The 17,954-nt window shown below is 47.9% G+C and carries 15 protein-coding genes and 1 pseudogene; 5 read left to right on the top strand and 11 right to left on the bottom strand.

Going from position 1 to position 17,954, the window contains the following annotated elements; translation table 11 throughout:
* Nucleotides 1-115 precede the first annotated feature (115 nt).
* Nucleotides 116-1,755 (bottom strand): annotated as a pseudogene (locus AC1S5B_RS24255) (IS1634 family transposase).
* Nucleotides 1,756-2,105: 350 nt separating this feature from the next.
* Here AC1S5B_RS24255 and AC1S5B_RS24250 point away from each other — a divergent pair.
* The gene (locus AC1S5B_RS24250) at nt 2,106-3,113 is read left to right on the top strand and encodes a hypothetical protein (protein WP_482038229.1); all 1,008 of its coding nucleotides are present in this window, start codon (nt 2,106-2,108) and stop codon (nt 3,111-3,113) included.
* Between the two features lie 185 nt (nt 3,114-3,298).
* Here AC1S5B_RS24250 and AC1S5B_RS24245 read toward each other — a convergent pair whose 3' ends face one another.
* A complete protein-coding gene (locus tag AC1S5B_RS24245; protein ID WP_482038228.1) occupies nt 3,299-3,496 on the bottom strand; it encodes a hypothetical protein in 198 nt (65 codons plus the stop codon).
* Between the two features lie 214 nt (nt 3,497-3,710).
* Here AC1S5B_RS24245 and AC1S5B_RS24240 point away from each other — a divergent pair, with 214 nt between their 5' ends.
* Together AC1S5B_RS24240 and AC1S5B_RS24235 are read left to right on the top strand one after the other, a co-directional pair.
* Nucleotides 3,711-4,007, top strand: a complete 297-nt coding sequence (locus AC1S5B_RS24240) for a BrnT family toxin (protein WP_482038227.1) — start codon at nt 3,711-3,713, stop codon at nt 4,005-4,007.
* A complete protein-coding gene (locus AC1S5B_RS24235; protein WP_482038226.1) occupies nt 3,997-4,290 on the top strand; it encodes a hypothetical protein in 294 nt (97 codons plus the stop codon). The genes AC1S5B_RS24240 and AC1S5B_RS24235 overlap by 11 nt, the downstream gene beginning before the upstream one ends.
* A 266-nt stretch (nt 4,291-4,556) precedes the next feature.
* On the opposite strand, the gene AC1S5B_RS24230 is transcribed toward AC1S5B_RS24235, so the two are convergent.
* The 8 genes from AC1S5B_RS24230 to queG all read right to left on the bottom strand — a co-directional run bounded on the left by AC1S5B_RS24230 (nt 4,557) and on the right by queG (nt 15,383).
* Nucleotides 4,557-4,718 (bottom strand): hypothetical protein, encoded by a 162-nt coding sequence (locus AC1S5B_RS24230; RefSeq protein ID WP_482038225.1) that lies wholly within the window; start codon nt 4,716-4,718, stop codon nt 4,557-4,559.
* Between the two features lie 17 nt (nt 4,719-4,735).
* Complete coding sequence (gene pta, locus AC1S5B_RS24225) at nt 4,736-6,829, bottom strand: phosphate acetyltransferase (RefSeq protein WP_482038224.1); 2,094 nt, start codon at nt 6,827-6,829, stop codon at nt 4,736-4,738.
* A gap of 81 nt (nt 6,830-6,910) precedes the next feature.
* Nucleotides 6,911-7,549: a histidine phosphatase family protein gene (locus AC1S5B_RS24220; RefSeq protein ID WP_482038223.1), complete on the bottom strand. Its 639-nt coding sequence runs from the start codon at nt 7,547-7,549 to the stop codon at nt 6,911-6,913.
* Between the two features lie 61 nt (nt 7,550-7,610).
* Entirely contained in the window at nt 7,611-7,955 is a 345-nt protein-coding gene (locus AC1S5B_RS24215; protein WP_482038222.1) for a hypothetical protein, read from the bottom strand.
* A 105-nt stretch (nt 7,956-8,060) separates the two neighbouring features.
* On the bottom strand, nt 8,061-10,610 hold the full coding sequence (locus AC1S5B_RS24210; RefSeq protein ID WP_482038221.1) for a glycogen/starch/alpha-glucan phosphorylase: 2,550 nt from the start codon (nt 10,608-10,610) through the stop codon (nt 8,061-8,063).
* Between the two features lie 334 nt (nt 10,611-10,944).
* Entirely contained in the window at nt 10,945-13,380 is a 2,436-nt protein-coding gene (locus AC1S5B_RS24205) for a phosphoketolase family protein (RefSeq protein ID WP_482038220.1), read from the bottom strand.
* Nucleotides 13,381-13,614: 234 nt separating this feature from the next.
* Nucleotides 13,615-14,349: a sensor histidine kinase gene (locus AC1S5B_RS24200; protein WP_482038219.1), complete on the bottom strand. Its 735-nt coding sequence runs from the start codon at nt 14,347-14,349 to the stop codon at nt 13,615-13,617.
* A 98-nt stretch (nt 14,350-14,447) separates the two neighbouring features.
* Nucleotides 14,448-15,383: a tRNA epoxyqueuosine(34) reductase QueG gene (gene queG / locus AC1S5B_RS24195; protein WP_482038218.1), complete on the bottom strand. Its 936-nt coding sequence runs from the start codon at nt 15,381-15,383 to the stop codon at nt 14,448-14,450.
* Between the two features lie 176 nt (nt 15,384-15,559).
* Here queG and AC1S5B_RS24190 point away from each other — a divergent pair, with 176 nt between their 5' ends.
* Nucleotides 15,560-15,985, top strand: a complete 426-nt coding sequence (locus AC1S5B_RS24190; protein WP_482038217.1) for a nuclear transport factor 2 family protein — start codon at nt 15,560-15,562, stop codon at nt 15,983-15,985.
* Nucleotides 15,986-16,070: 85 nt separating this feature from the next.
* Nucleotides 16,071-16,514, top strand: coding sequence for an Rrf2 family transcriptional regulator (locus AC1S5B_RS24185; RefSeq protein ID WP_482038216.1), 444 nt, complete (start codon nt 16,071-16,073; stop codon nt 16,512-16,514).
* Between the two features lie 10 nt (nt 16,515-16,524).
* Here the strand turns inward: AC1S5B_RS24185 and AC1S5B_RS24180 are convergent, their stop codons facing one another.
* Nucleotides 16,525-17,931 (bottom strand): amidohydrolase family protein, encoded by a 1,407-nt coding sequence (locus AC1S5B_RS24180; RefSeq protein WP_482038215.1) that lies wholly within the window; start codon nt 17,929-17,931, stop codon nt 16,525-16,527.
* Nucleotides 17,932-17,954 lie beyond the last annotated feature (23 nt).

Below are 17,954 nucleotides of genomic sequence, written 5' to 3'. Positions count from 1 at the left end.
TAGGTTGCCAGAACACCTCAGCCGAGATGAATCCCACGGTCTTGCTTCCTCAGTTGCTACATCCAGAAACCCACATTCCGCCCTTTCCACTGGCACAAAAGGATTAACACTACCCTCAACACAGCAAATAGTATTGCCGACAGGCAGAACCGAGAAATTGGAGAATCCGACGGTGATCGTCTGTGAGATTGACTACCTGCTTGATGCCATCGAGAACGACATAATGAACCGCCATAAAACATTGAAATACCCAGCGTAAGGTCGGGCGTTGCGTCTGTTGACCCAGTTGATTGGGAAGGGTTTGATTAGCCTGTTGCAGAGTTTGGCGGAGTTGGCGTTGCCCCAGGTTGTAGACAAGCAAGCATAGCCCCATAACCATCGCGAGTGCCATGATGCGTTCTGGAGATTTGAGGAAGACACTAGAGGCAAAGAACAGGGGGTCTTTGAGAAACCGGAACCCTCGCTCATTGCCTTGTTGCCCCTTGTAGTCCTCCAGTGCCTGTTGTGCACTCAGTTGCTCAGGCTCTAGAACATTGGTTGCCAAAATGAAGCGTCCAGCCCGCTGTTGGTGCATCGTTACAACGTTTGCATTGGGCTTTAACGATGCTTGGGGGTGGTAGGTAATGCGACTCGGCGGGGTTTCTCGTTTTGGCTTACCCGGTTTTTCATAGTGCAGCGTTTGCTTGACACTGATTGCCTCCAACTGATGCCACGGTAAGTGCGGCTCCAACTGATGCAGTGCGGCTAAGGCATCCGCTTCGCAAGCAAAGGCTTGGCTACAAAGTTGCCGTAATTGCGATTGTCCATGCGGGGTCGCCTTTGCCAGGGTCTTCTCCAACTTGTTGAGGTCAGCGCGCTTGCGTTCCTGACTCTCGACGACAAACCAGCGTTGCTTGACACCCCCGTAGGCACAGCAGACGCTAGCAATCCGATACCCCTTCAGTGCTGTGGCAGCGAAAGCAGAGTCCGACAGATGGTTGACTAACGCTGATGCCGCGTTGAGTGTTAAAGGCACGCGAGTGAGCCACCGTAAGCCTGACAACTGCTGGAGATTCGCCTCACTGTAGAGCGCCGCATCTGCCACATATAACCCTTCAAAGTTCCACTGGGACTTGAACGCCTGTAGCAGTGTCGCAAAGTGGGTTTTATCTGACTGATTACCTAGAGCTTCGCTCCGCCAAGGGCGTACGGCTAGCTCGATAAAAGCTGGGATGTCTCCATCGCCCCAACACACCAGGTTCATGACAAACTGCTTGAGATCAGGACGACGGTCACGGGAATACCCATAGGTAATGGCAATCGGAACAGGCGCAGCACTCCCAACCCTCTCTGACTCTACATACTCTCCCTCGACTGCAAAGGAGGTGGAATCGAGATGAGCACTGTGGCTTCAACCCCAAACTTCCGGGCAACCACCAAGCAAATTGCCATAAACAATTGGCTCAATCCACCCAAATAGAGAGCATCAAGCACACGTCCTAAGCGGTCGTCATTCAGATGCTCTGCTACCACGCCTTCTCCCAACAAATGTTCCGTTGCTTTGCCCGCAAAGAATTGCTCAAATAGATACAGTGGGGCTGATACAAGCCCTAAGCCATTCAAAATCATGGCTTTTACTGCCACTCCTGAACTTATCCGTTCTCGTGGGTCTTCGCCCAGGTGTTGATTGATCTGCTCCACAATCTCCAACTCGTCTACCAATCCGGCAACGATGCCCAGATGATCCAGGTTCTGCACTGTCAACTCGTTGCTCATACCGCACCTCCTTGGCTATCTGCCTTTAGAAAATTATGCGGCTAATTCCCTCTGTGACACTTTAAGGGGCGGAATGTCGGCGGTAAGTGACGGATAACACCCCAAAATCCGTACTTAACCCGCAAACTTTCGATTTAATTCCTTGAAAACAGGGACTTATCCCGCAAAAGTGACAGATAATCCCAAAAACATGGGTGTTTATCCAGCAAATATAACGTTGAATATATAGTTATGCGGCTTAGATGGCTAGGTTATGACTCAGCTTGGAGATGATCTGGATGGTGCTTATCATAAGCAAGGCAAATACACCAACAAAATTAGCTTAGAGAGTATAATTTAGTGAATTTTTTTTGCTGCCAGTTTTGACCTCTATGTACCTGAAGAAGACCCAGATAAAACCGTTAGTTATTTTTTCCTTAGCAATAATTCTTGTTTTCTCGTCGCAAGCTTTTGCTCAAACGCCTCCATCGCCTACTGCTCCTCCAAATGTAAGCTCATTCTTTAATACAGCTTTTTGGCAAAATGTTGCAGTAGCGGTTCTATCTGCCATATTGGCATTTTTAAGTGGTTATGCTTTAGCAGGAATGAGTAAGAAACAAGGAGGTGGGAAGAAACTTTCCTATAGTTTGTCTATCGAGAATGGTCTTGTAAAAATTGAAAAGGACATCAGAAAAAGAGTCAAAGTATTTTACAACTCAGAAGAAATCGAAAATTTATACAATGTAAATTTTGATCTTGAAAATACAGGTAATACAGTTATCAAATCTCAAGAAATCAGGTTTGAGTTTCCTGAAGAAACTAGAATTCTAGACTTCTCTTTTGAGCCAGAGCCAGAGCCAGAGATGAAGGTTGAGAAGATTGAGGCGGGGCTTAGAACCTTTGAAAAGAAATGCAAAATAGGGCAGATTGAACGAGGGGAAAGTCTAGGAGTTCGCTTTACTGCTACTAATACAGCAGAAATTCGAGAAGTCAAGCTACATCCATACAACGAAGGTGGTGACATTGAATTTGCATCTAGATCAATCACGAAAGCTCTTAGTGACAGAGATCATATTGCAAATTTTTTGAGTTTATACATTTTGTATCTTGTAGTTCCTCCAGTTTTTTATCTCTTTCCTGTGATAGGTGAGACGATGGCTGGAATTACTAGATTTGCGATTTTGATTAGTTTATTGAAGTTGATCATACCGTTTTCCGAAATTGTTGCTGATATTGTCTTCAAGCTTATATCCAAGAGTGAAGAAGGTAGAATATTTAATATCCACGGAAATGTTTCTAATGCTGTGTTTGGTGGGGAAAACGTAGACTATGAAACACACGTTCATGACGGAAGTGAAGGTGCAAGTAGTAAAAAATGATGACTAATTTCCAGCTGCATAACAACCCCTGCTGGATCGGACTGGCATGGAGATCTTGGTTGTGTGCAAAGGCTACTCGCAGCCGCTCAGCAGGAACGTTATATCGCTAGCGATTGCTGAATTTGATTGCACTTTCTCGTATAACTTGCGATCACCTTGTTGAGAGTAGATGTTTCCATAACCAGTTATTCCTCTTCAACTTTTTCGGGTTTGAGTAGGGGGAACGCGATCGCGTCGCGGATACTGGCGCAATCGGTGAGCAACATGACCAGGCGATCGCTGACCCGGAACGTTATATTGCTAGCGATCGCTGTGGGTCTAGCGATCAAGCTATTGTAAAGCTCTGGAGTCTGAATAAGAACAAACCACTGGAGATCGCCCATACCCTGATCAAATAATCGATGATAGTTGAAGATATTTTTGCAGTGGGCGATCGCGGTTTTGCGGTGTGATCGATGAGTGACAAAGAAAGTGGGGCATTGCGAATGTTACCTGCATCGTTACACCGCTTCGTTTCAGGGTGTGATTGCAGAGTGGAACAGTCACTCCACGACTTCGTATTGACACTGTGCATACGCTTTGTATAAGATAAACAGTATGAACGTGTACTTTGTCCTGAATGGCATTACCTTCTCTTGGGATGACGAAAAAGCGCGAATCAATCCGAGCAATCATGATGGGATTACCTTTCAGCAAGCAACTGAAGCTTTTTTTGACCCATTCCTCATACTGGTTGAGGCGAGCCGCAATGATGAGACGCGGGATGCTGTTATTGGGCTAGATACTCGATGGAATCTGCTATATGTGGTTCACATCGAGAAAGAAGAGAGGAGTATACGGATTATCTCAGCACGCAAAGCAACTCGGCAGGAGAGAGCAGACTATGAAAGTTGAAGCCTTGAAGCAACGCCTCGATCGCAATCGACCGATGACCAGTGTAACGATTCGGATGCCTGAAGATGTAGTACAAGATCTAAAGAAAATTGCACCATTATTGGGATTTTCAGGTTATCAGCCTTTGATTCGTGCCTACATTGGTCAAGGTTTGCGAGTTGATTTAGAGCGGTTTGAAAGCGAGATGGTGAGTGCATTGGTGGCAAGCTTAAAGCGTCGCGGTGTGAGTGATTCGGTGATTGAGGACGCACTCAGTGAAGTTGCTCATACTATATCTAATTGATTGCACCTTGCCAGCGGCAGAACAATCGCGCTGCACTGGAACGATTCAGTAATATTAGTAAGTTACAAAGGTTCTTTGCGTCCGGTGATCTCAACCGTTATGTCGTTGAGCGATCGCTGTGGGTATGGCGATGAAGCTATTGTAAAAAGTCTAAATAAGAACAGGCTGCTGGCGATCGCTCATTCCTCAGTCAAACAATCGACGATAGTTGAGGATATTTTTTTCATAATGATAACGAGGTAATGTTGAGATAAGTCCACAATTACTTACAAATACCGGATGCTAATCGCTTCCCAATTTGATTTTGGTTCAGCAGCCATATGAAACAGAACCTCTAGCTGACGACCATCGCGATCGAGTCCAATAACCAGCAGCCCTCGGTTGGTTTGCTCCTCAGCAAAAACAGCTTTAAGATCAGAATATTTCATAGCTCATTATCAACCCATTATACTGACGCGATCGCCTGAGCTTGAATTGCCGTTATCGCCACAGTATTCACAATATCGGCAACAGTGCAGCCTCGACTAAGGTCATTCACAGGTTTTTTCAATCCTTGAAGCACGGGTCCGATCGCAACGGCATTGGCGGAACGCTGCACTGCTTTGTAAGTGTTGTTGCCTGTGTTGAGGTCGGGAAAGATAAACACCGTGGCATATCCAGCTACCGTGCTGTTAGGGAGTTTAGTTTTAGCAACGCTTTTATCCACCGCCGCATCATACTGAATAGGGCCTTCAATCTTTAAGTCAGGACGCAATTCCCGCACTAATCGGGTTGCTTCTTTGATTTTATCGACATCGATGCCCGTGCCCGACTCTCCTGTGGAATAAGACAACATCGCAATCAGGGGTTCAATGCCAAACATTTGAGCCGTATAAGCAGAACTAATTGCAATATCTGCTAGCTGCTGCGGGTTGGGATTGGGGTTGACTGCACAGTCGCCATAAACCAATACTTGATCTTCCAAACACATGAGGAACACGCTGGAAACAATCGAGACTCCCGTCTGCGTGCGGATAAACTCCAAAGCAGGACGGATGGTATGAGCCGTGGTGTGTAATGCCCCAGAAACCATGCCGTCGGCGTGATTTTTGTAAACCATCATTGTGCCAAAATAGCTAACATCATGCATCATGTCGCGGGCAAAATCGGTGGTAATACCTTTATGTTTACGGAGTTCATAGTAGGTTTGTGCATAGTCTTCGTAGGCAGGAGATCGCAGCGGATCGAGAATAGTGGCACCGTCTAAATTTAGTCCTAAAGAGGCAGACTGTTCTCGAATTATTTGCTCAACTCCCAGCAGTGTGATATCAACTACGCCCCGTCGTAGCAAGATCTCTGCTGCTCGTAGAATGCGTTCGTCATTGCTTTCTGGTAAAACAATGTGTTGCTTTAGCGATCGCGCTCGTTCAATCAGTTCATACTCAAACATTAGCGGAGTCATGCGATCGCTGCGAGAAATGGCGATCCGCTCTGCTAGTTGGGCACTATCAATATAGGCTTCAAATATATCTAATGCGGCGGCAATTTTGCGATCGTTCTCTGGCGTGATTTCACCGCGCACTGCATTGATTTGAGTAGCCGTTTCATAGGTATCGATATCAACACTGAGAATTGGCACCATCCAGCGGGTGAATCCGTCGAGTAGCGTTTTCATGGGGGGCGCAAGTGGCAATCCGCCCGTTAGCACAATCCCTGCAATGGTAGGGTAATTGTCTGAAAAGGTTGTGGCAAGGCATCCTAACACAATATCGGCGCGATCGCCGGGAGTAATAATTAAACTGCTTTCCTGAATATGTTCCAGAAAATTAGGCACCTGCATTGCTGCTACTTTAACGTGCATTACTTCGCGGTTGAATAGATTAGGTTGCCCGTAAATCAACCTCGCATTAAGCGCTCGAAGAATCTCGGCGATCGTTGGTTTTGCGAGAATCTCTGATTCAGGTAGCACAAATACGAGTTCATCTGCCCAGAGATTTGTGAGTTGCTCGGTGACGATGTTGATATCCTGGGGAGCCACTCGATTCACAATGGTTGTAATAATCGTGCAGCCTGCTTCTAAATAAGCTTCACGCTCCGTGTAAACAGCGCTCACTATTTCTGCTGGCGTTTTGTCATAGCCGTTCGCCACCATCAAAATAGGGGCTGAGAGATGATTGGCAACCCGCGTATCAAAGTTATCAACTAACGCTGGATCGATATCTGTTGGATCAACACCGTCGCAAACCACAAAATCGCACTGCCGCTCGATCTCCTTATATTTCTCAATGATTTGCTTCAACAACTCGTCAATTTCACCTTCAGCAATCCACTGACGTACTTGAGCATCCGTTGAACCATATTGCTCGATGTATTCATAGGGTAGTTGATATTGACGAGAAACAAGCGCAATGCCATTGTCGAGGGGATCGCCTGCATGAATTACAGGGCGAAAAAAGCCGACTTTCTGACCTCGCTTCGATAGCAATTCCAAAATACCCAACACAACTAGGGATTTACCGCTGTTCGGCTCGATCGCCGCAATATACAAATTTCGCAACATTGTAGAAGGAAACCTGAAAAAAGACTGTTGATCTCAGTACAAGATGGCTTGCTACAAGCAGTATAGGCGACGATCGCTCCATCAAGTGCCGGGACGATTGCGGATATATTCAGGAATGTGGTAGCGATCGCCCAACACTTCTAACATTGGACCATGTTCATTAAACTTGACAATGCTAATAGAAGTAGTGAGAATATTAATGCGATCGCGGTAACGCCCCAAATCGATTCCCAGCAGACTACACAGCAGAATCCGAATGGTGGCTTTATGGGAAACAACCAGCACATTTCCATCTCGATATTTTTCGTGAATCTCGGCAATCACTGATGAGGCGCGGTTGGTAATTTGCACGGAGGTTTCGCCGCCCGTCGGTGCATTCCAAGCAGGCTCCGCTCGCCAGCGCTGATAATCCTCACCAAAATGCTGCTTAACGTGGTCTAGTGTATGCCCTTCCCATTCACCATAGGAAATTTCCTTCAAGCCAGGGCGAATTTGCATATCAATTCCAACGGCATCACATAGAGGTTTGGCAGTGGCGATCGTGCGTTTCATGGGGCTAACATATACTGCCTCCCACGGAATAGTTTTGTAAACATCGGTGAACGCTTTTGCCATCTCTATTCCTTCAGGCGTAAGTTCAGCATCTAAATCACCGCAGTAGCCACCAGTTTGGCTGAATTCGGTTTCTCCATGACGAAGAAAATAAATTTTGAGGCTCATGGCAATTTCCTAAAATGTACTTCGCATTTCAACCCGCTCACTTAGCACTTTTTGACTTTGATCAAGCCGTTTTATCTTGCACTTGGGCAGGCTGATCATGGTGAGTTTTATAGGCACCACTGGTGGGTCCTAGCTCTCGACGCACGGAACGCATATGGAGCAAGCGATCAGCGATCGAAAGAGAGTCGCTTAAAATACCTAACAGCGCCAGTTCTTCATCGATCGCTCGAAGTTGCCTTTGCAATTCAAGCACCTGTTCGCCCTCGGCTGCTTCCATCTGGCTGATCAAGGTGCTTCGAGTGACCTTATCGCGGGAATAAGAGTTGTGGAAGTAGTTATGTAACTGAGCGACCAGCGAAGTAACAGACTGGTTCTCGGCGAGAAAGCTGGGTTCTTTGCTGTTCATGATTCAAACAATTAAACGGCTGATTTTCCTAACATTAAACAGGGCAGGGGCACTGCTGAGTTCAATGCCCCCTAGCGCGATCGCGCTGCTGACGGTGAAAAATGGCTATAAAGAAACTCCACTGGGGGTATCCATCAGACTACCGCCTTGCACATACTCCTTCAAATCAATCGAAACAGGCTTTGCGTGCCAAATGTCATTGACATAATCGCGAATGGAGCGATCAGAGGAAAATTTCCCCATCCGTGCGGTATTCAACAGCGACATCCGAGTCCAGCTATCCTGATCGCGGTAGGCTAAGCCCACACGGTCTTGACAATCGATGTAGGAACGGTAGTCAGCAAACAGGAGATATTGATCGTGATACATCAAATCATTGATTAGCGGCTTAAACAGTTCAGTATCTCCATGGGAGAAAAAGCCGGATGAAATGCGATCGATCGCTAACTTTAATTCAGCATCCGCATTGTAAAATTCCTGCGGATCGTAGCCTGCGGCTTTCTTCTGAGAAACCTCTTCAGCATTGAGACCAAACAGAAAGAAGTTTTCGGCTCCCACTTGTTCCAAGATTTCTACATTGGCTCCATCCAAAGTGCCAATGGTGAGCGCACCGTTCATGGCAAACTTCATGTTGCCTGTACCGGAAGCTTCCTTACCAGCCGTAGAAATTTGCTCGGATAGATCTGCCGCCGGATAGACGCGCTGAGCAAACTTAACGCTGTAGTCCTTCATAAACAGGACTTTGAGGCGATCGCGCACATCGGGATCGCGATTCACTACGTCGGCGATTGAATTAATCAATTTAATAATCAACTTCGCCATGTAATAACCTGGAGCCGCCTTACCGCCAAACAAAAAAGTACGCGGGGTGATATCGATATCGGGATTTGCTTTGATCCGGTTATACAACGTCACAATATGCAAAGCATTTAAATGTTGACGCTTATACTCGTGAATCCGTTTCGATAAAATATCAAACAGCGAATTAGGATCAATGCTGATGTCGTATAACCCTTTGATGTAATTCGACAAGTCTTGCTTGATATCGTGTTTGATCGTGCGAAACTCACTACAGAACCCAGCATCATCTACATATTTTTCCAACTGTCGCAATTCGTCTAGTTGCTTGACCCAGTTGTCGCCAATTTTGCTAGTAATCAAGCTCGTCAGACGAGGATTGCTCAACACCACAAAACGGCGAGGAGTTACGCCATTCGTCACATTGACAAACTTTTCTGGATACATTTCTGCAAAGTCGTGCAGCACATCTTGCTTCAGTAGCTTGGTGTGAAGTGCCGCCACTCCATTGATAGCGTGGCTACCCACACAGGCTAAATGAGCCATTCGCACATAGCGCTCCCCACTTTCATCAATCAGCGACATCCGGCGCAGCCGATCTGGATCATCAGGAAATTTGATCCGAATGTCATCCAAGAACTGGCGATTGATTTCATAAATAATTTCTAAATGACGAGGTAACATCGCCCCAAACAGGCTGATGGGCCAACGCTCAAGGGCTTCAGGCAGCAGAGTATGGTTGGTGTAGGCAAGGGTTTTTGTGACAATGCTCCACGCTTTATCCCATTCCATGCTGTGCTCATCCATCAACAGACGCATCAATTCGGCAACCGCGATCGTCGGATGAGTGTCATTCAACTGCAAAGTGAATTTTTCATGGAACCGCTCGACCGCAATTCCTTGCCGCTTCATAATGCGGAACATATCTTGCAAAGAACAGGACACAAAGAAAAACTGCTGCTCTAATCGCAGAATTTTGCCCTGAGTCATGTTGTCATTGGGGTACAACACCTTAGAAATAGTTTCCGATTCCATTTTTTTGAAGACCGCGCCGGAATAATCACCCGCGTTAAAAGCATCAAAGTCAAACGAATCTGTCGCTTCAGCCGCCCACAGCCTTAAGGTATTGCAGGAGTTGACTTTGTACCCCGAAATGGGGGTGTCGTAGGGAACGCCGCGCACCACTTTGTCAGGCACCCACAGCACCCGGTAGTTTCCATGTTCATCGGTGAAGGCTTGGGTATGTCCACCAAATTTAACTTCTACTTCCCATTCAGGGCGAACCACTTCCCAGGGATTGCCGAACCGCAGCCACTTATCCGTGACTTCGACTTGCCAGCCATCTTTGATGTCTTGGTCAAAAATGCCGAACTCATAGCGAATGCCATAGCCAATGGAAGGCGTTTCCAGGGATGCCAGAGAGTCTAAATAGCAAGCCGCCAGCCGCCCTAAACCGCCATTACCCAAACCGGGTTCTTCTTCTTTTTCAAACAGTTCATCTAGGTCTAAGCCTAGTTCGGTCATCGCCTGTTTGACGGTATCAAAGATACCCAGGTTGACGAGGTTGTTACCCAGATGAGGTCCCATCAAAAATTCAGCTGACAGATAGCAAACGGTACGTGCGCCTTGCTTGCTATAGGTTTCAGCGGTATTTAGCCAACGACGAAACAGGCGATCGCGCACAGTGTAAGCCAACGCCATGTAGTAATCATTTTGAGTCGCGATTTCTGGAAACTTGCCCTGAATGTAGAACAAATTGTCTAAAAAAGCCCGCTTCAACGTTTCAATATCTAGCCCGGTACGATCATCTTCAACGCGAACCGTGGGGCATTCGGGGGGGATTGGCGCAGTTTGCATCGTCTCAGTTCCTTGTTATTGCCTGTAAATTGCCTGAAGACTGCGATTCAACAGCAGGGTTCAGTTAGATGGAATAAATCAATTAAATGGAATAAATCAATTGAATAAACAAACCAATATGGAACAGATTCGCTGAGAAGTAAAGATTTCCATTTGGATTTTGCGGGTTATGCCCTATGCGACTGGCTTGAGACACCTGCTAAACCTACCCCCACCCGATAGAAGCGGAAATCATAGTGGTTCCAATAACAGGCACAAACATTACCGGGGCAATCCGTGAAACTCACGCCAATCAGCAAGCGTGGTGGCACTTTCTGATTGGCTCAATGAGTCGTTAACCTGGCCATTTCCAATTCACCACATCGGGGCGATCGATGCCGTATTCATAAGCATAACTGGTGCAAGAAATCTGCTCATCCTTAAGCATTTCCTTGACATGAGCACCCGCAACCTTGAGTTTAGGCACCCGGTCAATCACATCGATAGCAATGCTAAAGCGGTCAATCTCGTTTTGAATTGCCAAATCTAGCGGAGTGTTGATATTTCCCTTCTCCTTATAGCCGCGCACATGAATGTTGCTGTGGTTTGTGCGGCTGTAGGTGAGGCGGTGAATCAGCCAAGGATAGCCGTGGAAGTTGAAGATAACGGGTTTATCAGGGGTGAAAAGACTATCAAAGTCGCGATCGCTCAATCCGTGAGGATGCTCCCTTTCAGGCTGCAATTTGAACAGATCAATGACATTAACAAAGCGAATCTTCAAATCAGGGAAATGCTCCCTCAACATCCAAGAGGCTGCCAACGATTCCTTAGTGGGAATATCTCCTGCCGTCGCCATCACTACGTCTGGCTCTACTCCTCGGTCATTGCTTGCCCACTCCCAAATGTCGATGCCCTTGGTGCAGTTTTTGATCGCATCATCCATACTGTGATACTGCAAGTGCATTTGCTTATCACACACAATCACGTTGATATAGTTCTTACTGCGGAGACAGTGATTTGCTACCGACAGCAACGTGTTGACATCAGGCGGCATATAGACCCGAACCACATCTGGGCTTTTATTCAGCACTACATCAATAAAGCCTGGATCTTGGTGAGTAAACCCATTATGGTCTTGCCGCCAAACCGTAGAAGTAATCAATATGTTTAAAGATGGCACCTCTGCTCGCCAGTGAATATCATTGCAAATCGCTAACCATTTTGCGTGCTGATTAAACATCGAGTCAACTACATGGGCAAATGCTTCATAGGTGGAGAAAAATCCATGCCGTCCAGTCAGCAGATAGCCTTCTAACCAGCCTTGCAGCGTATGCTCACTCAGCATCTCCATGACTCGCCCATCGGGACACAGTTCACCGCCATCTAAATCTTCTGGCAAAAATTCGGCGATCCAAAACTTTTTGCTCACTTCGTAGATGGCATGGAGCTTGTTGGAGCTATTTTCGTCCGGTCCAAACACCCTAAAGTTGGTCATGTTCTTTTTCATGACATCCCGCAGGAACACCCCTAAAGGAGCCGTATTGCTAGCTTCAATTGAACCGGGGTGATCAACCTGCACGCCATATTGCCGGAAGTCGGGCATGTGCAAATCGCGTAGCAACAGCCCACCATTGGCATAGGGTGTGGAACCGAGGCGCTTGTCACCCGTGGGAGCCATGTCTTTGATCTCAGGCAGCAGGGTGCCATTCGCATCAAACAACTCTTCTGGCTTGTAGCTCCGCATCCATTCTTCCAATTGGCGCACATGCTCTGGATTGCTGTGCATGCCACCCATGGGAACTTGATGCGATCGCCAAAAGCCTTCCGTCTTGCGACCATCTACATAATCTGGTCCTGTCCATCCTTTCGGCGATCGCAGTACGATCATTGGCCAAATAGGGCGAGTGGTCACGCCATTAAAACGAGCCTCTTGTTGGATGCTGTGGATTTGAGCAATGCAATGATCCATCGTCGCCGCCATTGCTTGGTGCATCGATTCAGGATCAGATCCTTCCACAAAATAAGGCTCATATCCATATCCTTCAAACAGCGCCTTGAGTTCTCGATGGCTGATGCGAGAGAGAATCGTCGGGTTATTGATCTTGTAACCATTCAGGTGCAAAACCGGCAGAACGGCACCATCGCGCGCGGGGTTGATAAATTTGTTGGAATGCCAAGAGGTCGCCAGCGGTCCAGTTTCCGCCTCTCCATCACCAGGCATGGCAACCACAATTAAATTTGGATTGTCAAAGGCTGCACCAAAAGCATGAGAGAGGCTGTATCCTAGCTCACCGCCTTCATGAATTGACCCTGGAGTTTCGGGGGTGCAGTGGCTCCCAACGCCGCCAGGAAATGAGAACTGCTTGAAGAACTGCTTCATTCCAGCTTCGTCTTCGCCGCATTCGGTGTAAAACCGGGAGTAGCTGCCTTCAAGGTAACAAGGCCCAATGAAGCCGGGGGCACCATGTCCTGCACCCACCATGAACAACATTTCTTGGTCAAATTTCTTAATCACTCGGTTCATGTGAGTGTAGAGAAAGCTAATCCCTGGACTAGATCCCCAGTGCCCAAGCAATCGCTGTTTAATCTGCTCAGGTTTGATGGGTTCTTTCAGCAGGGGATTGTCCCGCAGATAAATCATGCCCACTGCTAGGTAGTTTGCAGCCCTCCAGAACGCGTGCATCTTGCGAAGCTCATCAGCGCTAAGGGGGGAGCCTTCAATGGTGGAGCGGGCATATCCAAATGCACTAATGGAGTTTTCTGCGATTGATTTTGAGGGTGTTGCTACCATGTTTTCTTTGTGTTGCCTTTCAAAGTTGACCTGAACTACTCGATCGCACTCTAGACATAGCCCAATCTATTAAGTGACTCATGAAGAGCTAGTAAAACTCTTAGCGGCTTTACCAAGAAATTCTGGTAGCCAGCGTTACTATTACCGGGCAATTTCTTCCAATCGCTATTAGGTTTTACGAATAGTAACAGTTGGTCTGTCTAAGGCTATGTAGCGTAGTGAACTAGACAAAGGTCAATCTGAGATCTTTTGCGGTGAAATAGTAGGCTCACAGGGTTGCAGGGAGATTTTAACGACTTGCAGTCCATCCGAACGATGGTCGCAGGTTACTTTTCCCTGCTGGACTTCAATCCGGCGGCAGCACAAAACAATTTCGGTAGCAAAATCGCGATCGCCCAGTGGTGCAAACCGCTGCGCCGCGACAAAGATATTGACCTGCTCACCCACGGAACTAGCGCCAAGAATCACTGGCGAATTAGGATCAGAATATCGCAGCCCCCGTGCCAGCAGATCAGTCAAAACTGCCTCGGTCAACTCTGGGTCAGCCCAAATCGGTGGCAGCGAAAGATCAAATTCGCATAATAAAGACGATGAACCTGTTTGCTTGGCTCTCACTAAGTGGCGGCTAACCGATGACAGCAAGGTAGCAGTTTCTAACGGCTGTAAATGCAGTTCGACTTTGCCTGCCTCTAGCTTTTGCAGCACCATCGCATCATTCAACAAGTCGCACAGCGCATCCACCTCGCTTTGAACTGAGGCGATCGCGTTTTGCCAATCGTCACAGGCATCTAGGGTGTTTGAAAGTTGCTCTATATGAACCGCCAGCACATCGAGCGATCGCCCAGCCCGTCGCTCCAAAGAGGCGATCACCTGCTTTTGAGCATCAAAAAATCGCTGCAATTCAGCATTTTCAGACCGTAACTGCTGTAGGGTAGGCGATTCTGTTTGAGGGGCGCACTGCTGGGACATAAAGCCCAAAAATCCATGGAAGGCAAAGGTTGTATCAAGAGGTTAACTCTTCTGTTAAGTAATGTAACAAATTTTCAAGGTTTTTCCCATGATTATTTTTATTCTCTTTCTACATCTAAATTTGCTTGGGCATTTCGTCGCAGCATATAAGGTTTAATCCGGCGTAGGGAGGAAGCCGGAAAACGGCGATCGCACTCTTCATCGGAGAGCGTTGCCAGTTCAGTTAGCAGGGGAGCCACATTGGCAGGATAAGGATGAAATTCAGCCACATCCGTGGGTTGGGCAAAGCGCTCATTCCACGGGCAGACATCCTGACAAATATCACAGCCAGCCACCCAGCCCTGCATCTGAGAGGCGATCGCGTCTGGCAGCGTTTCCGATCGATTTTCAATCGTGTGATAAGCAATGCAGCGATTGGCATCCACGACAGCCGGCTGCGGAATTGCCCCCGTTGGGCAGGCATCCATACAGCGGGTGCAGGTGCCGCAATGAGCCGTATGAGGGCGATCGACCGTCAACTCCAAATTGGTCAACACTTCTCCCAAAAAGATCCAAGAGCCGTATTCTCGCGTGATCAAGTTCCCATTTTTAGCAATCCAACCAATACCAGCCTGTTGCGCCCATGCTTTTTCCTGCACGGGTCCCGTATCGGCGTAGTAGCGCGCCTGTACATTTTCTCCTTGAGCTTGCAGCCAAGTAGACAACGCCTTCAGCTTTTTGTGCAGCACCCGATGATAATCGCGTCCCCAACCATAGCGAGAAATCTTGCCGTAGTCTTTACTATCAGGGCGGGAAACGGGCGCATAGTAGTTGAGCGCCACACAAATCACAGACTGCGCCGTTGGCATAATCTGCTGAACGTCCTCCCGTTTAGGATTTGCCATCCACCGCATGTCAGCGTGGTAACCCTGAGATAGCCAAGATTGCAAAGCCGAAACAGCAGGATCTAGATGGCTGGCAGGGGCAATACCCACTTTGTGGAAGCCTAATTCCAGAGCTTTTTGTTTAAGTTGCAGTGTGAAGTCAGTTGGCATAGGGGGGTGGCATAGAGGCAGAGATCACAGGGAGATCAGACGTTTGGTTATCGCTCCTTAAAGTAAATAGGCGATCGCCCTAGATCTATCTAACGGCAGGTAGTTTCAGTGGGCTTTACTCTTTACTCTGGTGGATATGAGATTATCTTCCACTTGGGCTTATTTGGGGCAACGCAATGAAAAATGCTCTAGCACATACTTTTTCAGAGGCAACCATAAACCCTGAGGTTACATCAATTGAGGGCATTGATGAACCCACAATTTTTCAATACTTTGAGACGTTCAATGCAGGCAATTTTGAGGCAACCAGTCAGCTTTTTGCACTAGAGGGTGTTTTGCAGCCCCCTTTTGAAGCAATGGTGATTGGATCAGAGGCGATCGCGGCTTACCTGCAACAGGAAGCGAAGGGCTTCGTCCTTTTACCCCAATATGGGCAGAATGTTTTGGACAGTGCTGAATTTTTGGTAGTGGGTCGAGTGCAAACGCCTTGGTTTACGGTAACCGTATCTTGGACGTTTGTCCTTAACTCAAGTCAGCAAATTGTGCTAGCAAAAGTGAATCTTTTAGCATCGCTTCAGGAGTTGATGCACCTACGCCACTAAGGTGCCGATCCCGCAAAGCAATCCTGGAAATCGCGATTTAGGCTTAAGCTATCGGTAGTTGCTTTTAATATTCGCGCTTCGCCTGATGAAATTAACGACCCGTGGACATTACAGCGTTAAGGCACTGCTAGATTTGAGTTTTCAGCCAAAGTTTGGTCCAACGTCTGTAAACGCGATCGCCCAGCGGCAAGATCTACCCGCTCCTTATCTAGAAAAACTGTTGATTGAGATGCGGCGGGCGGGCTTAGTGCGATCGCTGCGGGGATCGCAGGGCGGGTATCAGCTTGCTCGTCCTCCGGCACAAATTTCCCTAGGGCAAATCTTAGAAGCGGTAGGGGAGAGCGTTGATCCCTTACCGCATCACCATCCCAACGATGCCCACGCCGAAGATTGGGTCACCTTCACCCTCTGGAACCGCCTGCACCATAAGCTCAAAGAAGCCCTCTACAGTATTTCTCTAGAAGATTTATACTACGATGCGCGCAGTTGGCAAGCGGCTCAAGGGCAGGCTTCTAGCTTTGTCGTGTGATCCTTAGCTCTTATCGAGTCGCGGTTGCTAAATCAGCAGATATTGTGCAGGAGGAAGGCAGGGATTGACGCAGGCGATCGCCATAGAGAGCTAAGGCATTTCCAGCGAGGAGGCGGCTAAGGTAATCGCGATCGTAGTCGCCTTGGGTAGCAGCATCGCGGACGCAGTTTTGCAGCACGCCGTCCCAGTGTCCATAATCGCCAGAGAAGCAGGCGACTCGCTTGCCTACCTCGCCCATTGCTTGGGGAAGATAGGTCGGAGCGGGATCATCTGACTCGAAGGAGACGAAGATTTGCCCCCGCTCAAAATACTCCAATGGGTCGCGATCTCGCAGATCGGCATGTTCATAAAGACTGGCATCGTCAATCTTGGCGGGGTCACGCTCGGCTGACCACATCAAGTCAAACAGGGTTTTTACCTGGCTAAGGACGTTGGCACTATTACGACCGCCGCGCTCTTGCATCATCAGGCGCGTCATCTCCATCATGGAAGGGCGATAGGGGTTTTTGGGGTCAAAATCACGCACGCGCTTTTCCCAATGTTCATGCATCGCGTGGGAAAGATCGGGTAGCCAACCACAGCCGCCTTCCAAGAAGCCAACCCGCAGCGTTGGGAATTGCTCAAACGCGCCATCAAATACCATGCGGGTCATAGCGTGCTGTTGCTGATTGCGCTGCACAAAAATGTGAGTCAGCACAAAGGTTTCCATGTGATCGGCAATGCCACCCATCATAAAGGAACCGGGCGCGCCGTGAATCCCCAAAGACACATCTAAATCCACCGCAGCTTGCAAAATTGGGCGAAAGTCAGGATGACTAATGGCTTTGCAAGTGCGAATTTCGGGGAAGGCTTCTGGAGCGCGAGGATGGGGCACCGGAACATTGGGCGGCACCGCAACCCCAACCATGCCTAGTTCTTCAACGCAGCGATGTAGTTCTTTGACCGCTTCGCTGACATCTTGCAAGGGTAATACGCCAATGGGTTTGAGCCGATCGCCATAGCCGCGACAATCCTCTGCCATGTAGGTGTTATACGCCTTGCAGAATGCGATAGCCAGATCGGTATCGAGCAAACTAGAGAAAATCAGATTCAAGGTGCCATAAATCACATGGATATCCACGCCTTCTCGATCCATATGTTCAATTCGCACATGGTTAAACATGGCTCCTAGCGTGGTTTCGGGGTGCAATGTCCGAAATCCACCTTTCCCCAGTCCGCTGGGCTGAGGAAACAACTGAACCAGATCGTTTTGCCCCGTCTTGGGGTTGAAATCCATGATTTTGATCCGCTGATCGCCCAAACTGTCGATAATCAAACCCAAGCGATCGCGATATTGCGGCTCTAGATAATCCAGCATTACCAAAGGATTTTCAATTTTGTGAGCATCTGCGTCAATAACCAGTAAACCGTCGTACATAACGCTCCTTAAAAAGTGATCAA

Source organism: Leptolyngbya sp. CALU 1928 (assembly GCF_056784215.1).
This window is presented reverse-complemented; position numbering and strand designations above follow the sequence as displayed.